At 32.7% G+C, this 15798-nt stretch carries 21 protein-coding genes; 11 read left to right on the top strand and 10 right to left on the bottom strand.

The window, feature by feature from the left end; genetic code table 11:
• Positions 1–11 precede the first annotated feature (11 nt).
• Both AC6EIZ_RS02070 and AC6EIZ_RS02065 read right to left on the bottom strand, forming a co-directional pair.
• Positions 12–413, bottom strand: coding sequence for a hypothetical protein (locus AC6EIZ_RS02070; RefSeq protein WP_498511959.1), 402 nt, complete (start codon positions 411–413; stop codon positions 12–14).
• A 29-nt stretch (positions 414–442) separates the two neighbouring features.
• Complete coding sequence (locus tag AC6EIZ_RS02065; RefSeq protein WP_498511957.1) at positions 443–571, bottom strand: hypothetical protein; 129 nt, start codon at positions 569–571, stop codon at positions 443–445.
• A gap of 75 nt (positions 572–646) precedes the next feature.
• On the opposite strand from AC6EIZ_RS02065, the gene AC6EIZ_RS02060 reads away from it, so the two are divergent.
• Together AC6EIZ_RS02060 and AC6EIZ_RS02055 are read left to right on the top strand one after the other, a co-directional pair.
• On the top strand, positions 647–868 hold the full coding sequence (locus tag AC6EIZ_RS02060; RefSeq protein WP_011295183.1) for a hypothetical protein: 222 nt from the start codon (positions 647–649) through the stop codon (positions 866–868).
• Between the two features lie 286 nt (positions 869–1154).
• The gene (locus tag AC6EIZ_RS02055) at positions 1155–1304 is read left to right on the top strand and encodes a hypothetical protein (RefSeq protein ID WP_498511956.1); all 150 of its coding nucleotides are present in this window, start codon (positions 1155–1157) and stop codon (positions 1302–1304) included.
• A 56-nt stretch (positions 1305–1360) separates the two neighbouring features.
• On the opposite strand, the gene AC6EIZ_RS02050 is transcribed toward AC6EIZ_RS02055, so the two are convergent.
• The 6 genes from AC6EIZ_RS02050 to AC6EIZ_RS02025 all read right to left on the bottom strand — a co-directional run bounded on the left by AC6EIZ_RS02050 (position 1361) and on the right by AC6EIZ_RS02025 (position 5027).
• Complete coding sequence (locus tag AC6EIZ_RS02050; protein WP_498511954.1) at positions 1361–1972, bottom strand: uridine kinase family protein; 612 nt, start codon at positions 1970–1972, stop codon at positions 1361–1363.
• A 60-nt stretch (positions 1973–2032) separates the two neighbouring features.
• Positions 2033–2215 (bottom strand): hypothetical protein, encoded by a 183-nt coding sequence (locus tag AC6EIZ_RS02045; protein WP_498511952.1) that lies wholly within the window; start codon positions 2213–2215, stop codon positions 2033–2035.
• Positions 2216–2272: 57 nt separating this feature from the next.
• A complete protein-coding gene (locus tag AC6EIZ_RS02040) occupies positions 2273–2500 on the bottom strand; it encodes a DUF2862 domain-containing protein (protein ID WP_498511950.1) in 228 nt (75 codons plus the stop codon).
• 40 nt (positions 2501–2540) lie between these two features.
• Entirely contained in the window at positions 2541–2831 is a 291-nt protein-coding gene (locus AC6EIZ_RS02035) for a DUF1330 domain-containing protein (RefSeq protein ID WP_269605681.1), read from the bottom strand.
• A 186-nt stretch (positions 2832–3017) separates the two neighbouring features.
• Complete coding sequence (locus tag AC6EIZ_RS02030) at positions 3018–3245, bottom strand: DUF6447 family protein (RefSeq protein ID WP_498511948.1); 228 nt, start codon at positions 3243–3245, stop codon at positions 3018–3020.
• 45 nt (positions 3246–3290) lie between these two features.
• A complete protein-coding gene (locus AC6EIZ_RS02025) occupies positions 3291–5027 on the bottom strand; it encodes an ABC transporter ATP-binding protein (RefSeq protein WP_498511946.1) in 1737 nt (578 codons plus the stop codon).
• 38 nt (positions 5028–5065) lie between these two features.
• Here AC6EIZ_RS02025 and AC6EIZ_RS02020 point away from each other — a divergent pair, with 38 nt between their 5' ends.
• The 3 genes from AC6EIZ_RS02020 to folP are packed head-to-tail and all read left to right on the top strand — an operon-like array spanning position 5066 to position 6854.
• Positions 5066–5284 (top strand): RNA-binding S4 domain-containing protein, encoded by a 219-nt coding sequence (locus AC6EIZ_RS02020; protein ID WP_498511944.1) that lies wholly within the window; start codon positions 5066–5068, stop codon positions 5282–5284.
• A gap of 9 nt (positions 5285–5293) precedes the next feature.
• Positions 5294–6034: a triose-phosphate isomerase gene (gene tpiA, locus AC6EIZ_RS02015; RefSeq protein WP_498511942.1), complete on the top strand. Its 741-nt coding sequence runs from the start codon at positions 5294–5296 to the stop codon at positions 6032–6034.
• Positions 6035–6074: 40 nt separating this feature from the next.
• Positions 6075–6854, top strand: coding sequence for a dihydropteroate synthase (gene folP / locus AC6EIZ_RS02010; RefSeq protein ID WP_498513157.1), 780 nt, complete (start codon positions 6075–6077; stop codon positions 6852–6854).
• Between the two features lie 6 nt (positions 6855–6860).
• On the opposite strand, the gene AC6EIZ_RS02005 is transcribed toward folP, so the two are convergent.
• Entirely contained in the window at positions 6861–10874 is a 4014-nt protein-coding gene (locus tag AC6EIZ_RS02005; protein ID WP_498511940.1) for a magnesium chelatase subunit H, read from the bottom strand.
• A 113-nt stretch (positions 10875–10987) separates the two neighbouring features.
• Between AC6EIZ_RS02005 and dapB the strand changes: the two genes are divergently transcribed.
• Genes dapB through AC6EIZ_RS01985 form a run of 4 tightly spaced genes read left to right on the top strand, consistent with a single transcriptional unit; the run spans position 10988 to position 13864 of the window.
• Positions 10988–11836 carry a 4-hydroxy-tetrahydrodipicolinate reductase gene (gene dapB / locus AC6EIZ_RS02000; protein ID WP_498511938.1) on the top strand — a complete coding sequence of 283 codons (849 nt, stop codon included), beginning with the start codon at positions 10988–10990 and terminating at the stop codon, positions 11834–11836.
• A 12-nt stretch (positions 11837–11848) separates the two neighbouring features.
• Entirely contained in the window at positions 11849–12496 is a 648-nt protein-coding gene (locus tag AC6EIZ_RS01995; protein WP_498511936.1) for a DUF8619 family protein, read from the top strand.
• A gap of 33 nt (positions 12497–12529) precedes the next feature.
• The gene (locus AC6EIZ_RS01990; protein ID WP_498511935.1) at positions 12530–13642 is read left to right on the top strand and encodes an FAD-dependent monooxygenase; all 1113 of its coding nucleotides are present in this window, start codon (positions 12530–12532) and stop codon (positions 13640–13642) included.
• A 12-nt stretch (positions 13643–13654) separates the two neighbouring features.
• Complete coding sequence (locus AC6EIZ_RS01985; protein ID WP_498511933.1) at positions 13655–13864, top strand: DUF2949 domain-containing protein; 210 nt, start codon at positions 13655–13657, stop codon at positions 13862–13864.
• On the opposite strand, the gene AC6EIZ_RS01980 is transcribed toward AC6EIZ_RS01985, so the two are convergent.
• Complete coding sequence (locus AC6EIZ_RS01980; RefSeq protein WP_498511932.1) at positions 13861–14379, bottom strand: adenine phosphoribosyltransferase; 519 nt, start codon at positions 14377–14379, stop codon at positions 13861–13863. The two genes, AC6EIZ_RS01985 and AC6EIZ_RS01980, sit on opposite strands and share 4 nt — an antisense overlap.
• An 84-nt stretch (positions 14380–14463) precedes the next feature.
• Here AC6EIZ_RS01980 and AC6EIZ_RS01975 point away from each other — a divergent pair, with 84 nt between their 5' ends.
• Both AC6EIZ_RS01975 and AC6EIZ_RS01970 read left to right on the top strand, forming a co-directional pair.
• Positions 14464–15060 carry a DUF3038 domain-containing protein gene (locus tag AC6EIZ_RS01975; RefSeq protein ID WP_498511930.1) on the top strand — a complete coding sequence of 199 codons (597 nt, stop codon included), beginning with the start codon at positions 14464–14466 and terminating at the stop codon, positions 15058–15060.
• Positions 15061–15069: 9 nt separating this feature from the next.
• Positions 15070–15678, top strand: a complete 609-nt coding sequence (locus AC6EIZ_RS01970; protein ID WP_498511929.1) for a DUF4335 domain-containing protein — start codon at positions 15070–15072, stop codon at positions 15676–15678.
• Positions 15679–15798: the final 120 nt, after the last annotated feature.

Below are 15798 nucleotides of genomic sequence, written 5' to 3'. Positions count from 1 at the left end.
CAATTGATCAATCAATCTAGTCCTTGGAATAATTCTTTGTGGACAGCAAACGTATGGTATAAACATGTTCCGTTTTCTGGTGATAATCGTTCGCCGTCTTTATTCCATGCTAACGAACAGACTAGATCTCCATCCCACTTTACATTGTGCTCATTAATTTCCTTAGACCAGTTTCTGACATTACTAAAATGTTCTGGCATAAAGTTACCTATCTTTCTGCAGATTTCACATAGAACAGATAATATTGGTGGCTTCGAATCTAATTTCAGATCTTTGGTAAGTGAAGGTTGAGTAAATACACCAACATATCTAATGTGATCAATTATCTTTTGCTCTTTCTTATTTAACTTGGCTTTTATACATGCTTCTTCAAACTCATCGACGGGTGTAATTGGACGTAATTTAGAAATCACTTCAATACTTTAAATTATCTTTAATTATTTTATATTATCTGATTTTCTCCTTTTTTTATTTTTTCAACGTCATAGACCATTAAATTATCTTCCTTCACTTTTACACTTTTTTTGAACCAATCAATCTGTTCCCAAGCAGCAGATTTGTCTCCATTCATTAGTTGTAGATTTACGATAATTTCTTCATGATTCTCTTTGCAAACCCAGTCATAGCTTACTTAAAATATAGTTAAATGTTACAAATTAAAATATCAATGGTCATATTCCCTAATGGCTGGTATTTATATTGGGTCTTACTAAAGAACATGCTTCCTTTAACTTTCGCTGGACTACTAAGTACCCCAGCTCCTACAGCACCAATCGTAGGTATTGCGTTTATGGCCCTATTCGGAATTATGGCTGTGGTGGTTGGCCCTAATTACGATGGTTTTAATGATCCAAATACATCTAAATAATTAGATTAGGTTCTAAATTAAGTGGGTTGATATGTTTTGCATGTTTTCCCACTTTTTTTTGTGTATAAAAAAATAGTTTCAACTGTAGTGATTCCTTAAAACCATTTTGCAAATCTTGTGTGTACGTTTAATAAATAAATATGTATAGAATTTTTCTGGCTTATAAACAATAGTTTCTAGTGTGTGTATCATAATGTCTATTTTACCTTTTTTGGTTCAAAACCAGTTACTAATTAATTAATTTTTTCCTTTTTCTGCTATTTATAACTAGCTTTATTTATCTTTTATGGGCAATTTGTTACTTGCTGGCCTTACTAGTACTCCAGCCCCAACGGCAGTTCTAGTTGGAGTTGCCTCCATTGCACTATTTGCGATTGTTGGATTAATGGTTGGTCCTGATTACGATGGTATGAATGCTCCAGAGGTTAAAAAGTAGATAATTTTAATTCTATTATTAAAAAATAACTAAGAAAAATATATTAATTATTTTTCTTAGTTATATAAATTTTTTTGTAAATTATAAACAAATTTATTATAAGAATTGATGTCTATTGGATTTATTTTCAATACCTTATTCTTATTAAGAAACTTTTTTACATTTGCATAAAATAAATACCAGGACTTATTGAATTTTTTATAAACTTCATTAGTATCTCTACCTCTTTCAATTCGATCTCTTATTAGTCTTCTTTTAAAACAAATTTCTTTTTCCTCTTCACATAAAATGTTAATAGTATCTTCATAGTTTAAATCTAACCTATGAGCAAAGATTCCTTCTAATATTAAAAATTGATTTTCACCATTATAGTTAATGCTTGTATTTGATTTTGACGAATGTTTTCTCTTAAAGTCATATTTATATAATGTTATTAATCTATTTTTATTATCTATTGATCTAAGAGCTTTATTTATTTCTTTTCTTTTGATACTAATAATTCTATCATAAATATCATATAGAAAGATTGATAAAAAACGGATTAATATGTTATCCCTATAATACGAATCAGTTTTTATAACTATAGAATTATAAAATAACTTTGATAATTTGCTAGTTAAATATGACTTACCAGAGCCAGATGGCCCAGTAATTAAAATAGTTTTCATTATTTACTTTGTCACTTATGCTTCTATATTCTATTATATATTTGTATTAAGGAAAAACTATTAGCCAGTTTTATTGTAATTAAGTTCTTCGTTAGTCCAATTTCTATTGTTAAATCTGTTTTCAATAAATCTAAGAACAAGTATTATTACAGGAATATGCATAAGTCCACCAATTGCGACTGTGATTTGGTTGTAAGGCATAATCATTTCTATTTGTTTATCTAAATATAATTGATTAAACATTTTTTATCTTAATATGTATCTTTTGGTCACATAAGATAAATTTTGCTTAGGTATAAATTACATTATTTCAGATAATTCCTTTTCGAAAAACCAATTTATTTCACCATTTGTAAGTTTAACCACTAGACCAAATTGATTTCCATCTACCATTTTATATCCAACTAGTTCGACTACTGGCTCCTGTTTTATAATTTCTAGAATAGTTTTTGGTAGTCGATCTTTTACTTCATTGATTTCAACTTTTAGCTTTTGTCCCTTTTGAAGAGTTGTGGAATCCCTTATCATAATTAACTTTCCTATTTATTCATTTTTATGATTAATTCAGTTATCCAATTATTGATAGGGATAATTGATTTTCTATTCCACTATATTTAATATATTCTTGAAATTCAGATGAGTTAAATGCTTTTTGAGCAGCGGCTTTAGATTCAAATTCAACTATTACCCCTAATTGACCACCATCCCATTCGTTTAAATCTGAGTTTTGATTTACATCTTTAGCAATTATTGTTCCACCAACTGATCTAAGCCACGGAACCACGGTTTTTACGTATTCGATGAATTGTGCAGTGCTTTCAATTTTGGCCTGTTTGAGCCAATAGCCTTTAGTTCCCATCTCTTAATATTTTGTTTAGATTCTCTCATATCTTTGCCACTTTTTGCTCGATAAAGGAAATTAATTAATGATTATATTCATAAGTATATTTACTGTTTTGAGGACTCATGCCTGTTGTGTTAATTGTTTAATAACAAAATATATTCCTAGATTGAAAGTAAGAATTCCTTATTAACTTTTTAGTAACTAATTTATAGGATTTATTGTTTCAAGTTTTGCCTTTAACTCCATCGCAAGGTGTTGCCGGCCGACTGCGAGTACTTTCAAGGTGTCTTCATGCATCCTCAATTGAGCATCTGCAACTTGCATTCCTTTAACGATTTCCTGTAGTTCTTTGGGCAAGTTATTAAGATCATATTTTTTATCCTCAAATGTTAAAATTGCTTCCCTTTCATTTGATGCACTATTTGTCATTCATTTAATATTTAATTCAAATATAATATAGCACTGGTTACATTCTTAAATGCTCTGAATAAATTGTTTATCGCAAAACTCTTTATATCTACCTTCTCTATTAATTAATTCATTATGGTTGCCTACTTCACATATTTTGCCTTTCTCTAAAACCGCTATTTTATCTGCCTTTTGTATGGTTGATAATCTGTGAGCAATTACCAATACTGTACGACTATTCATAGCTTGCTTAAGACCCTTTTGAACTGATTCTTCCGCTTCCGCATCCAATGCGCTGGTGGCTTCATCTAATAATAATATTGTTGGATCTCCTAGTAATGCTCTTGCTATTGATATTCTCTGAAGTTGACCTCCCGAAAGATTGCTCCCTCTTTCTTCTATAAATGTTTCATAACCATCGGGGAATTGCTGAATAAAATCATGAGCATTTGCAATTTTGGCAGCTTTTATTATGTTGTTTTTAGTTGTCGGCCTTCCAAATCTTATGGCCTCTGCAATTGTACCTGAAAATATAAATGTTTTTTGAGGAACTATACCTATTAATCTTCTTAAATAATTAGTATTTAATTTATTTAGATTGTATTCATCAACAAATATAGAACCTTTATTAGGTTCTATGAATTTTAATATCAATGAAAAGATTGTACTTTTGCCAGCGCCTGAAGGACCAACTAAGGCAATAATTTTACCACTATCTATATCTAAACTTACATCATCTATTACGTTATTATCACTACTATATGAATAGAATACGTTCTTAAATGTTATATTTCCTTTTATTTTACTAGGTATAATTCCTCTAGATGATGTTGATATTTCTTGTGGTTTAGTTGTTATTTCATTTAATCTTCTGAGAGATGCTTGTGCTTGCTTTAATTCGTTGTAGTTTGTAGTTATATGGCTTATTGGATCAATTAACATTATTAATGCTGTGAAATAACTACCAAATTCTTCGTTAGACATGCCTCCAGTTTGTATTCTATAAGTTCCAATTGCGAGGATACTTAAAATACCTATTACTTCAATTAATCCAACAATTGGATGTTGAAGTGCTACTAGCTTAAGCATATTAAACTTAGCTTCCTTATGTATTTTAACCTTTGTATCAAAATCTTTTTGCAACCAGTCTTCTACTGCAAATGCTTTAACCATGGGTAGACCTTGAATTGCTTCTGATAGCAATCCTGCTAAAGAACTAATTTTGTTTTGACTTTTTTCAGATGCTTTTAATACTCTTCCTCCAAAATTACTAACTAATAATGCAATTAAGGGAGCTAATATGATTGTTGCAAGTGATAAGTTCCAGTCAATAAAAATCATATAACCAAATACAGCTAATAATTGCAATATCGATGGTGTTGTATCTTGAATAGATTTATAAATAACTTCCCCAACTCGATCAACATCCTCCGTAAGTCTATAAGCAATGTCTCCAGATGAGAGCTTTTCGATGAAAAGAATATTACTTTTTTGAAGTTTTCTAAATAGTGTTGTTCGGAGTTCTTGGCTTAATGCTAAAGCAGGTTTTGCTAGTAGACTATCTTGTAGATATTGGGATGTTTTTTGAATTATAAAAATAATTAGTGCTTGTAAAATTACGTTTAAAACTTGTTTGGTATTTCCTTGCCCAATTGCAGGGATTAATCTTCCTGATAACCAAGCGAGAATTGGCCAGCAAATTACATATACAAACATGCTTACTCCACCCAGGAGCAAGATTGGCAAATGTCCTTTGAGTCTTCCTATCAGGTAAATGAAATTTATTTTGTTTTTTTGTGTCATTCCATCAAACTATCATTGATTAATTTAAAAGCACGTAAATGAAATTAGATCAATTTTTAAAATTTATTGGGATTGTTCAGACAGGAGGAGAAGCCAAATTGATTATTAAGTCAGGGAAAATATCAGTCAATGGCATAGTAGAAAACAGAAGAGGTAGAAAATTAATTGATGGTGATCAAATTATTTTTGCAAATGAAACATACATTGTTCCAAATTCTGATCCTCTAGGCCGTAAGTTGGCAAGGAGCGAAAAATGAGGAGCTAGCGTGCGTAAACCGGTCATCGCAGGTAATTGGAAGATGAACATGACTTGTACTGAGGCGATTGAGTACATGCGTGTATTGATACCTTTATTGAAAGATATACCAAAAAAAGATAGGGAAGTGGTCATTGCACCACCATTTACTGCCCTATACCCTCTCTCTGAGTTTATTAAGGATGCAAGTGACTATCTTTCTTTGTCTAGTCAAAATGTTCATTGGGAAGATAGTGGAGCCTATACAGCCGAAGTGTCCCCTCTCATGCTTAACGAGCTTTCTGTTAAATGTGCAATTGTTGGACATAGTGAACCAAGAAAATATTTCAGTGAAAGTGATGAGCAAATAAATAAGAGGGCGCAATCGGCTCAGGATCATCAACTAATTCCAATTGTTTGCGTTGGTGAAACTATTGAACAAAGAGAGCTGGGTGAAGCAGAAAGGGTTATTAGAAGGCAAATTGATCAGGGTCTTGAAGGTATTGATGTAAAAAGACTCATAGTCGCTTATGAACCAATATGGGCCATAGGAACTGGTAAAACATGTGAAGCAAATGAGGCTAATAGAATTTGTGGACTAATTCGTAAATGGACTGGTTACGAAAACGTAATTATTCAATACGGTGGATCAGTTAAATCAAATAATATTGATGAGATCATGTCTATGTCAGATATTGATGGTGTATTAGTTGGTGGAGCCTCTTTAGATCCTACAAATTTTGCCAGAATTGCTAACTACCAAGAAATATAATAATTTTTTGCCAAAACATTTGGAAAGAGATACCCATTTAATGGCAATATTAAACATCACTGAAGATTCATTTAGTGATGGGGGAATTTATATTGACTTACCTTCTGCAATTAATCATGCAGCATTATGTATTAAACAAGGCGCACATATTCTAGATATTGGAGCACAGAGTACACGACCTGGTGCATCAGAGGTAGGAGCCGAAATCGAGATTAAAAGATTGGTTCCCATAATAAAAGAATTAAAATTATTACATCCCCATATTCCAATTTCTATAGACACCTTTCATCATACTGTCGCTGAGAAATCATTAAATGTTGGTGCCGATTGGATTAATGATGTCAGTGGTGGTAGACATGATCCTGAAATGTTTAATGTTATAGCTGATAAAGATTGCCCTTATGTTTTGACTCATAGTCGAGGAAATAGTAAGACAATGGATTCTTTAGCTATTTATTCAAACGTTGTCCAAGAAGTGAAAAATGAATTATCCAATCAAATTGATTTGGCATTATCTAAAGGTATAAAAAATGAACAAATTATTATTGATCCTGGAATAGGTTTTGCAAAAAATGTCGATCAAAACTTAACTTTGCTGCGTCATTTAGAAGAATTTGTATCTATGAACAAAAAAGTATTAATAGGAGCCTCTAGAAAAAGGTTTATCGGGTCCGTAATTAATGAACCTGATCCTAATAAAAGAATATTTGGGACTGCGGCAGTTGCATCTAGGTGTGTAATTGCAGGTGTTGATATTTTGAGAGTACATGATATTGAACAAATTTATCAAACTATAATAATGACTAGATCAATTATTTAAATATATCTAATCTTCTGTCGTAACACCCTCGATTCTATCTTCCACCTCTTGATAAAGTTCTTTTAATTGTTCAATATTTTCATCAGATGTTTCCCAATAGCCCCTACCATTAACTTCTAATAGTGTACCAACTATTCTTCTAAAACTATGAGGATTCAATTCCATTAATCTTTTTCTCATCTCTGGATCATTTATAAAAGTTTCATTTGATTCTTCATATACAAAATTATCAACTTGTCCACTAGTTGCACTCCAGCCTAATGTGTAATTAAGTCTATTAGATACCTCCCTTACACCCTCATATCCAGACTTGAGCATTCCTTCATACCATTTAGGATTAAGTAATTTTGTTCTAGAATCTAATCTGATAGTTTCACTTAATGATCTGACTTGAGCATTGGCAGTAGTTGTGTCTGCTATATAACTACTTGGTGCTTTACCATCATCTCTAAGATTTTTAATTAGGTTTGTAGGATCAGAGTCAAAGTAATGACTTACATCTGTTAATGATATTTCTGATGAATCAAGATTTTGAAATGTAACATCAGCAGTTTTCATTACTGATTCAAATACATCTCTATTCTGATTCATCTCACCTGGATTATCTGCATTGAATGCATAAGTTTTTCTTGAAAGGTACATTTCTTGTAATTCATTTTCTTCTTCCCAAGTTGAATTTTCTACTGCCAGATTGACATTTGAGCTATAGCTTCCACTTGCATTTGAGAAAACTCTGCTAGCTGATTCTCTAATACTTTTTCCTTCCTTTTCTGCCTGCTCTAGGGCATGTTTTCTTACGAAATTTTGATCAAGTGGTTCATCTGCCTCTGCAGCCATTTTTACAGCTTGATCAATTAATGCCATTTGATTAATAAAAAGATCCCTAAAAACACCCGAGCAGTTAACAACCACATCAATTCTGGGTCTTCCAAGTTCCTCAAGTGAAAGGAGCTCTAATTTGTTTACCCTTCCAACTGAGTCTGGTTTCGGTTTAACACCTACAAACCAAAGGATTTGAGCTAATGATTCACCATACGTTTTAATGTTGTCCGTACCCCAAAGTACGCAAGCAATAGTTTCAGGCCATGTGCCTTGCTCCTCTTTTTGTCTTTCAATAAGCTTGTCAACAACACCTTTGGCTGAAGCCACAGCAGCTACAGTTGGTATTGATTGAGGATCTAATGCATGGATATTTTTACCACTTGGTAATACTCCGGGGTTTCTTATAGGATCTCCCCCAGGACCAGGGATAACATAATCACCATCCAGTGCTTTAAGAAGACTTTCCATTTCTTTATCTGCACATATTTGTTCTAAGCAAAATCTCAAATAGTCAAACAATTTATCAAGTGAACTTGAATCTACATTTTTAAAACCAGATTTTTTAGTCGATGCTTGCCATGGGGATGGGATTGAGAAACCAATTCCTCTCAAAAACTCAACAATTAGAGTCCAAATATTTTTCTTCATATTTACTCTTCCATCTCGTCCTGTTAAGGACTTAACCATTGAACCAACAGCTTCTCTTGATGTTTCTGTAATTAATTTATTAAGTTCAACATCCTCTAATTTTCCTTTGTTATTACCTGCATAGACTTCCTCAATAGTTTTTCCTTTTGCTTCAGCTAATAAACCTGGTAAAGATCTAATTCCATCATCTTCTCTTTCTATGGATGCGATACTTACTAACGTTGCAATAGCCTCTTCAGCAGTAGCTGGTTTTCCAATAGTGTGTAAGCCGCAAGGTAATAATCTACTTTCTATTTCCATTAATTGTTTATAGACATTTCCTACTACTAAATCTCTTTCCTCTATTTCTAATTCGGAGGCATCTTTTTCAGGTAGTTTAACATCTTCATCAAGATTACATTTTTTTGATGTTTCAACTATTGCGTTAACTATCTGAATTCCTCTTCCACTTTCTCTCAATTGTTGATAAGAACCAACTAACTCTCCAAGTTCTTTAAGTCCTTTATATAGTCCAGCATTTTCAGCAGGGGGAGTTAAGTAACTAATTGTTGATGCGTATCCTCTTCTTTTGGCGATTGTTGCTTCAGAAGGGTTATTTGCTGCATAGTAATAAAGATTTGGTAAACCTCCAATTAATGAATCAGGATAACAAGTCTCACTCATACCCATTTGTTTACCAGGCATGAATTCAAGCGATCCGTGGGTTCCAAAATGTAAAACTGCGTCTGCCTTCCAAACTTTTTCTAAATAAGTGTAATAAGCTGCAAATCCATGATGAGGACTAGCACTTCTGGAATAAAGCAATCGCATAGGATCTCCTTCATATCCAAATGTTGGTTGTACTCCCACAAAGACATTTCCGAATTCTTTTCCGTATATAAGAAGATTTTGTCCGTCACTATTTAAATTTCCCGGTGGCTTACCCCAGTTTTCCTCAAGCCTCTCTGAATATGGAGTTAATTTTTCATATTCTTTAACGCTCATTCGATGAGCTATTGATAGTTCAGGAGAACCTTGTAAAGCTTCAGGATCATTTATTAATGTTTCCATAAGTTCTTTTGGGTTTTTAGGTAAATCTTGTATGTCATAACCTTTTTGCTTCATTTCTTCTAAAACTCTATATATGGAGCCAAAGACGTCTAAGTAAGCTGCCGTTCCAACATTTCCTTTATCAGGTGGAAAACTAAATACAGTAATAGCTAATTTTTTTTGATTACGTTTTTTAATTCTTAAAGATGACCATCTAATAGCTCTTTCAGCTATTGCGTCTACTCTGTCTTGGAGTGTATGTGCTTTACCAGTGGCATCATCTCGACCTGATAAAACTATTGGCTCAATAGCTCCATCTAATTCAGGAATTGCAATCTGAAGTGCAACTTGAACTGGATGAAGACCTAGATCACTACCTTCCCATTCTTGAGTTGTTTGGAAAACTAATGGGAGAGCAACCATGTAAGGTCGATTGAGTTTCTTTAAAGCCTCAACTGCTTTTGGGTGATCTTGCCTTGCAGGACCACCTACAAGCGCAAAACCTGTAAGAGAGACAACGCCGTCTACAATTGGTTGGTCACTATTGATTGGATCGTAATAAAATTCATTTACTGGCTTCGAAAAATCTAATCCACCACAAAATATAGGTATAACTGTTGCCCCCCTATATTCCAGTTCTTGAATTACTGCAACGTAGTGAGCATCGTCTCCAGTAACAATATGACTTCTTTGAAGTACAAGACCAATTACTGGACCATTTTTTGCCTTATTCGATAAGTCATCTCTCGAAGCTGTCCAATTTAAATATTCTTTTTTATCCTCAAACATATTTGGAGCTAAAGGATGCCAAATTCCTAAATCTGGGAAGACTTCTGGCTCTGCCACTTGAATTTTCTCTTCTTCAATATTTAGTTCTGGAAATACATATTTATCTCCAAGCATAAGTAAAAAGTTTCTAAGATTATCCGGTGTACCTCCTAACCAATACTGAAAACTCAGCATAAAACTACGAGCGTCTTGTGCCTTGTCTACGGGAAGGTACTTAAGAATTGAGGGGAGAGTATTTAAAAGTTTCAACATTGAATCTTGAAAGCCAGCACCTCCAGATTCTTTCCTCTTCTTCATAAAATCGCCGATGATGCTTTTGCTTTGCCCTAACTGGGCCATAGAAAAAGTACCCAATTTGTTCAATCGCATTACTTCTGGCATTGATGGAAATACCACGGAAGCCTTAAGATTTTCCTTATGAGGTTCGACTGCTTCAACAACCTTTTGAGCCAAATCTTCAATGAAAATCAAAGAAGCTACAAATAAATCAGCATTTTCAATATCTTTTTTAAAGCTTTCATAATTAGCTTTATCTCTGAGTTCTTCAATTAAATATCCATTAAGTTCAATTCCAATAGGACCATTTTGTGAATTTAATGAGTTAGCAGCCTGTGTTAGAGCATTTTGATATTGTGGCTCAAGAACAACGTAAACAGCCTTCATCACTGCTTTATGGCTGTGATTCTCGACAGGTGAGACTCTGCGATTGGCTGAGCGAACCTGTGTAAACATCTTTTCTGCTATCGGAATTCGACCAAGCCTAGTGTTCAGTGGCCCTTTAGTGTGTTATTTAGTTAATGCGTGTTACAAGGGATATCAAATATGATTGTAAAAAACGAAATTCAATGAGTTCAGCTAATCAATCAATACCAGTTTTAGTTGCAGGAGCTTTGGGTCGAATGGGATCCGAGGTTATTAAAGCAATTAATTCATCCAAAGATTATCAACTTGTTGGAGCAATTGATAATCAGAAAGAAAAAGAAGGTCAAGACATAGGCTCTTTACTAGGTTTAGAGCCACTTGATGTATTCCTTACAAGCGATTTCGAAGGCTCTTTGTGTGCTGCAAGCCAAAACGTCCCTAAAGATGGTTCAAATAATGGTGCTGTTTTAGTTGATTTCACTCATCCTAAAGTTGCTTATAAACACACCCGTACTTCAATTGCCTATGGAGTTCATCCTGTAATTGGTACTACTGGGATAACTACAGATCAATTAGATGATCTTGCTAAATTTGCTGATAAGGCTTCCCTTGGTTCAGCTATTATTCCAAATTTTTCAGTTGGTATGGTTTTGCTACAGCAAGCTGCCGCTGCAGCAGCTCGTTTTTATGAGTTCGCTGAACTGACAGAAATGCATCACAACAAAAAAGCTGATGCACCTAGTGGAACCTGCATTAAAACTGCTGAACTGATAGAGGAGCAACGATCAGTTTTTAACAAATCATTAGTAAACGAAGAAGAATTTATAGAAGGTTCTCGAGGTGGATCACGCCCTAGCGGCTTGAGACTTCATTCAGTACGATTACCCGGACTTGTTGCTCACCAGCAAGTCATGTTTGGTTCTAATGGTGAGACTTATGAGTTAGCCCATAATACAATTGATCGTTCTGCATACATGCCCGGTGTGCTCTTAGTTGCTAAAAAAATCAGATCCTTCAAAAAGTTGGTTTATGGACTAGAGAAAATCCTATAGTTACTCATACAAATGTTATTTCCGATTAAGAAAAATGAGATAAATAAGTTGATCCCTTCAGTGGCAACAGGGAAGCAATTCAATGCAGCATTGGGTAATCCTCAGAAGATTTTTCAACGAATTATGATATCGGCCATTGGAGGCGTAATTACTTTGCTGATAAGCCAAAGTCAAATAACAAGCCAATTTTACTCTTTATGGTTGATTTTAGGTGTGATTATCCTTTTATATATTTTATGGGGTCCAATACTTGAAGCCAGTAGAAAGAATTCTAGGTTTAAAAGTTTCTCCTTTTCAGCATTAGTTGATGGTTATATTTCTAATGTTTATGTTGAAGATAGGGTAGAAAATCAACAGGAACAGGCGAATAGAGATGGAAGGTTAGAGGTGTTAGAGAAAAAAAGAACTTGGGTCGTTTTAGATATAGAAGATGAGGACGGATTTATAGGAAATATAAGCTTTCCATTACAAAATAAGTTCAATATAATTACCAAAGGAATGAGAATTAACTGTGTTGTTTTTAGTAATAGAAGAGGCTTTGATAGGATTCAGGCTATTAGTGATGCTTGGTGTCCAGAGATAGATTTATGGGTAGGTTCTTATCCGTATCTTCTTCGTCCTGCATTTGAAGAATTTGTTAAAATGAGAATTTTAAATTAAACAAATTACAAAATAAATGTTATGGTTAAATCTATGAATATAGCTATTATTGGTTGTGGTTTGACTGGATCATTAGCCGCAATATCATTAGCAAAGGCTGGTTGTAGAATTGATCTTTACGAAAGATTATCAGATGAGGAACTTGTAAATAGAAATAGAACCTATGCTATCACTCATTCATCTAGAAAGATATTAGAAAAGATAGGAATATGGCCATATCTTAAAGACGACTTAGTACCTTTTCAATTTTTAAATGTAATCGATTATGAACTAAATAAAAAGATAACATTTCTCACTAAAGACCTTAGATTGGAGGAACGAAAATATTCAGCGGTTGGTTGGATTGCTCAACATAATAATATGATGAGAGTGATATTAGAATTTATTTTGAACAATGAAAATGTAAATAAAATCCCAACATCAGTTATCCCTAACACAAATAACTATGATCTAATAATAGCAGCAGATGGATCTAATTCATTAACTAAAAAGAAACTTAAGTCTCCATCATTTTGTTTTAATTATGATCAAACGTGCATAGCCGCTAAAGTACTTATAAGAGGTGCTAGTGAAAATGAGGCTTATGAGATTTTAAATTCTGAAGGTCCTTTTGCTGTATTACCTCTTGGCCAAGACATATTTCAGATTATATGTAGTCAATCTATAACTCAAGGTCAATATATTAATAGTCTGCCTAATTCATTGTTTTTAGATTATTTATCTACACTTCTCCCCTATGGTCTTGAACCAGATACTCTAATTGATGAACCAAAATCTTATCCGATAAAGTTTCAGATGAATTATTCATTTTTTTCTGGTAAATATATTTATTTAGGGGAGGCTGCTCACACATTTCATCCTGTAGGTGGTCAGGGTTTGAACTTATGTTGGCGCGACGTTAATAGTCTGTCTAACTTAGTTTCATTTCAGTTTTTAAGAAAATATAAGAGAATTATTCCCCTCGTTTATTCACTATCTAGGATATTTGATGTATTTTCAATTGCTGTATTAACTGATTTTTTAGTTAGGTATTCTAGAAGTAATATTAGTATTTTTTTCTTACCTCGAAAATTTGTTTTCTACATATTAAAAAATTCATTAATAGTTAGAAAATATATTTTGTGCATAATGACTAATGGATTATAAATTAATTGTTTAATGATTGACACTAGTAGACCAATTAATCCACCTTCCGAAGAATTATGTAATTTTATTGTAGATGAATTGGCAATAAGTCAGAGTGCATTGGAATTAGGAATTAAGAGATCACATTTAGAAAATTCTCCATTACCTATAGTAATGTGGAGTTATGGTTTGCTTACTCTTGAACAATTAAGGTTGACTCTAGTATGGCTAAAAGATAATTAGTATTTTATTATACTTTCAATTAATAGATTATTATCTAGATTTTTTCTACCATTAAGTTCGGTAAGTTCAATAAGGAAAGCGTATCCAATTAAGTTTCCACCAACCTCTTTTATTAATTTTCCTGCCGCTGATGCAGTACCTCCTGTCGCAAGTAAATCATCAATGACAATGATTTTACTATTTTTTCTGATTAAATCCTGTTGAACTTCTAATCTGTCTTTTCCATATTCAAGTTCATAATTAACCCCAATTACTTTCCCAGGTAATTTAGAAGGTTTTCTAATAGGAATAAAACCAATATCGAGTTTAAATGCAAGTGCAGATGCTGCAATAAAACCTCGTGCCTCTATACCAGCTATGTAGTCAAGCTTTTTTGAGGAAATTAGCTTTTGCAGAGGCATCATTAATTCATTCCATATTCTGGGCTCTTTATATATTGGATTTAAGTCTTTGAAGGCTATTCCTGCATTAGGAAAATTTTTTATTTCAGATATATATTTTTTCAAGCTTTCCATTTTTAACAAATATATATGGTGTGCGATTTTATAAAACCAACAATAAAGCTAGCTAAAGTTCTATGCCCTGTCATTATTAAAAATATGAAAACACCCTCTTTAGTGACTTCTCAGATTAGAGACTCTAATAGCCCCATCATATCTAGCAAGATCAAAACTAAAAAGTCTAATTTAAACTGGGTTATTACTAATGATGCTTCAAGAAAAATAGATTTTTTAATTTTAGTAATTGAAACTCTACAAATAAACGCTAACGATTCACTCTTGTTAGAGGCAAAAAACATTGGCTTATCGGATGATTTCTCTAGTCGAGTTCAATTTTGGAAAATGCGATGTACAAACCCCTTAAGAAAAACATACACATTTTCATCTCTTTCATCTGATCAAGTTGATTCCCTTGTGGAACTTATTTCATCAATGGCAGAAAACCTTTACCCACTAATTAGGCAGTTACTTTCATCTAAAGAATCAAAAACAATGAATAGGCATCGTTGGCTTTTGTTTAGTAGCCGCCTTAAGTCACTTATTCGCGAAAGGATGAATTTGCAGAGAAGTTTTATTATTTCCTTATTAAGTGACGAAAGTAATGAATACTTCAGGCATTTACTAGTTATTCTTTCCTTATCATGTGGGCAAGGAGGGATCAATCGTTTAAAAGCTTCTCTTTATTATCAATCATAGTAAATATAAATGATTAATTTATCTTATAGATTTGATCAAGACTCTACTTCATTGGAACTTTTTGGAATTCCAGATGTTTCTAATGGTGATTCAGAAAATACTATTGGAATATTAACTTCATGGTCATTAAAAATTATTGGTTCACCATTATTAGAGGGAGAGAAAGAACATCTTGATTACTTGATGCAAGTAATTCTTCAATATTCAAGATCATATATCTCTGGAATTAGAAAAACTTTTATTTCTGAAAATGAAGTAGTAAAAATATCTCCATTCGGTAATTTTCATAAACTATACCTTAAGAGTACGAGGAAAGATGTTAAGCCATTGGAAATTAGCATAGATGATTCAGAATTGTCTGATCTAACAAGATGTTTAGATCTTTTAAGGTTTGACCCTAGATTTAATTTAAGTTGGAATATCAAATCAGATGCACCTTTCAATAAAAGATATATCTTATCTAGTCTAGTTAGTCCTAAAAGACATTATAATTTTTTCTATTCTCTTTTTATATTTCTATCCACCAGTGCATTATTGCTTTTAATTCCTACTAACAATAAATATGAGTTTACAGAGCAAAGCATAAATTCAAATGTCTTAAACGATCAATCTAAGTAATTAGCTTTTTATATTTACCTATTTTCTAAACGTAATATATACATACTATATCAACAATATTAATAATTAGAAAATTGTAATCTTAATAATCGAATATTAATATATATAATTACTATTAAA

It is taken from the genome of Prochlorococcus sp. G4PB16 (assembly GCF_059772465.1).
Note: the sequence above shows the minus strand (reverse complement) of the source record. Positions and strands in the feature narration are given on the sequence as shown.